A 3,323-nucleotide genomic window follows, 5' to 3' on the forward strand; every position below is an offset into this window, starting at 1 on the left:
TGGCAGGCCCGGCACAATCAACCAATTCAATACAAAATTGGTATCAACAAACTTGGCACACTATTGAGTTCTCAAACAACAGACACACCCGGCACCACCCAAACCCAACGGTCCAGGATCGCTCCGGAGCAACTTTTCAAACTTACCCGGTGTCGACTTCCAAAGCAAATCCGGCTTCCCGGACCTACATCAGCAGACGAACCAGCCCCACCAGAATTCTTTAGCGATTGAACCGCCGAAAGAACTTGGTCTTGAATTATTTTTGGGGGATTGGCCGCCTCCGGTCCTCCAGCGTTTCCGCTGTTCTCCCTCGTGGCGACTTAGAAAACAATACACCCAGTCGACGGTAACCGCAAACCCGCTTCGCGGCTGCGCCGCGGTGCCCTACGGCCGCCCCCGGAACCTCGCCGAACCGGCGCCGCACCGCCGTCGTACGGGCTCCGCACTGGCGCGGCACCGGCGCCGTTGTCGCCCGGGCGGCAACCCGGCGTCGTCAGTGGGAGCTGTATGCTCCGTCACCTTAGGCCGCTGCTGCGGATACCATCAGGGGGTGAGGGCACAACGCCGGCGCCAGATAGCAGTTCCGCTCAGTCGGCGTGTGTCCGGCCCGGCTGTGAACGGGCTTTCGCAGCACGACGTCACCGCCCGCATCGAGAGTGGGCTCGACAACCGGGTGCCGGACAAGACCAGCCGGAGCCTGTGGCAGATCTTCCGCGCCAACGTCCTCACCCTCTTCAACGCGATTGTCGGCTCAAGCTTCCTCGTGCTGCTGCTCCTCGGCCGCTGGCAGGACGCATTGTTCGGCCTGGCTGCCGCGGGCAACGCGGTGATCGGCGTGGTCCAGGAATTCCGGGCCAAAAGGTCCCTGGACCGTCTTGCGGTTTTGGATGCCCCGCGTGCACGGGTGCTGCGCGACGGCCAGATCCGGGAGATCGCCACGGCCGATGTCGTCCGCGATGATGTCCTGGTACTGCGTGCCGGGGACCAGGTGACGGCGGACGCAGCAGTGCTCGAAGCCGCCGGACTCGAGGCGGACGAATCCCTCCTCACCGGCGAATCGGACCCCGTGGCCAAAGACACCGGGTCGGACGTGCTTTCCGGATCCATCATTGTGGCCGGGCACGGCAAAGCCCGGGTGGTGCGGGTGGGTGCGGAGTCGTTCGCCAGCCGGCTCACCGCTGATGCACGCCGGTTCTCCCTGGTGAACTCGGAGATCCGCAACAGCCTCAACCGTGTGCTTCGCTGGATAGCCTGGGCGATCCTGCCTGTCGCGATCCTTGTGGTCAACGGCGAGCTGCAGGCGCGGGGCGGTTGGCAGGATGCCGTCGCCACAGGCACCTGGACGACAGCCTTGGTAGGCGTCATCGCCAGCGTAATCGCAATGGTTCCGTTGGGCCTCGTGCTGCTGACCAGCGTGGCATTCGCCGTCGGAGGGCTCAGGCTCGCCAGCCACAAGGTCTTGATTCAGGAACTCGCTGCGGTCGAAGGCCTCGCAAGGGTGGACGTCCTCTGCATGGACAAGACCGGCACCCTGACGGAGGGCGGCCTGAGATTCGAGGCGGTTCACCAGCTGACGCCAACGCCGGATCCAGGCTGGCAACAGGCCCTCGGCTGGTTTGCCGCTGAACCCGAGGCGAACGCCACGGCGCGGAGCCTCGGCGCCGCTTTCGAGGACGACGGCGGATTCCAGTCGATCTCCTACGTTCCGTTCTCCTCCTCCCGGAAGTGGAGCGGGGTGACCTTCGGTGGGGGCAACGGGGCGACGCCCACGTGGATTCTCGGGGCGCCGGAAATGATCCTGGCTCCGGGAAACAGCAGCACCGGAGATCCGGCGCCGGGAGCAGCTGCCGGGTCCTCGGACGAACCGGCCCGGACAGCGGAGCCAGGCCATGCCGACGTGCTGCAGCAAGCCGGCAAGCTTGCCGGCACCGGCTTGCGGACGCTGCTGCTGGCCGGAGCGGACACACCTCCGGGGGCGAGCAAGACGCCGACGCTGCCCGACGGTCTCAGGCCGGTCGCACTCCTAACGTTTCGGGAGCAGACCCGGTCCGATGCCCGGGAGACCCTGGAATTCTTCCGCGCCGAGGGCGTGGAGTTGAAAATCATCTCCGGCGACGATCCGCGGACCGTCGCCGCCATCGCGCGTCGGGTTGGCCTCGACGTGGCCCAAGGCTACGACGCACGTTCGCTGCCCGAAGATCCCCTTCTTCTCGAGGAGGTGATGGGGGGCAACAACGTCTTCGGCCGCGTCAGCCCTGATCAAAAGAAGGACATGGTCGCTGCCCTGCAACGGCTTGGGCACACCGTGGCAATGACCGGGGACGGGGTCAACGACGCCCTCGCCCTGAAAACGGCAGACCTTGGCATCGCCATGGATTCTGCGGCGCCGGCTACCAAGGCGGTAGCGCGGCTGGTCCTCCTCGATGGCCGCTTCGACCGGCTTCCGGAAGTGCTGGCAGAGGGTCGGCGCGTCATCGCCAACATCGAGCGGGTCTCAAGCCTCTTCCTCAGTAAGACGGCGTATTCCATTGCCATCGCCGTCAGTTTCGGACTGCTGCAGTGGCAGTTCCCGTTTCTCCCCCGCCAGCTCTCCTTCACGGACGGCCTCACAATTGGCATCCCCGCTTTCTTCCTGGCACTGATGCCGAACACCCGTCGCTATAAGCCGGGTTTCCTGCGCCGCTCACTCTGGTTCTCGCTGCCGGCCGGACTCATCGTCGCGGCCACCTTGCTTGTGCTCAATGCCATCGCGCCGTCGGCGGCAGCGCCGGGGCCGGAAGCGGTGCGCTCCGCTTCCGTTCTTACCCTCACAGTGGTGGGGCTCTGGATCCTGGCGGTGGTATCCCGGCCGCTCAACGCCGGCCGGGTCGGTGTACTGGCGGCGATGTGCGCCGCCCTCGTCATTCTGCTCAACATCCCCTTGGCACAAGATTTCTTCATTCTCTCCTGGCCACCAGGCGGGCTTTTGCTCGCAGCTCTGGCAACCGGGGCCGGCGGCGGCCTCGCAATCGAGCTCCTTGCGTGGCTCCACGGCCGCAAGTTTCCCCGCTGACCATGCTGGCGGCGCCGGCTGGGTTACGAAAAAGGCCCTCTTCCGTCAGGCTCCCAGCTCGCCCCATAGATCCGGACTTGCCTTCGTCAGCTGGCTGGATCTGCGGGAGGGGGGTCGGATGCCTGTTTGGGGTGTTAAAAGGCTCAGGCCCCGACACTGTGTGTCGGGGCCTGGCTGTAATGGTTGTCCGGCGGTGACCTACTCTCCCACACCCTCCCGGGTGCAGTACCATCGGCGCTGTGGGTCTTAGCTTCCGGGTTCGGGATGGGAC

Annotated in this window: 1 protein-coding gene and 1 rRNA gene; one reads left to right on the forward strand and one right to left on the reverse strand. The window is 65.4% G+C overall.

All coding sequences use genetic code 11. The features are described from left to right. Positions 1 to 613 precede the first annotated feature (613 nt). On the forward strand, positions 614 to 3,052 hold the full coding sequence (locus tag AC1DGE_RS16870) for an HAD-IC family P-type ATPase (protein ID WP_476917866.1): 2,439 nt from the start codon (positions 614 to 616) through the stop codon (positions 3,050 to 3,052). Between the two features lie 185 nt (positions 3,053 to 3,237). Here the strand turns inward: AC1DGE_RS16870 and rrf are convergent. Further along, positions 3,238 to 3,323: ribosomal RNA gene (rrf, locus tag AC1DGE_RS16875) — 5S ribosomal RNA — on the reverse strand; the annotation flags it as partial.

The sequence above is a fragment of the Arthrobacter sp. 05N425 genome (genome assembly GCF_056397125.1).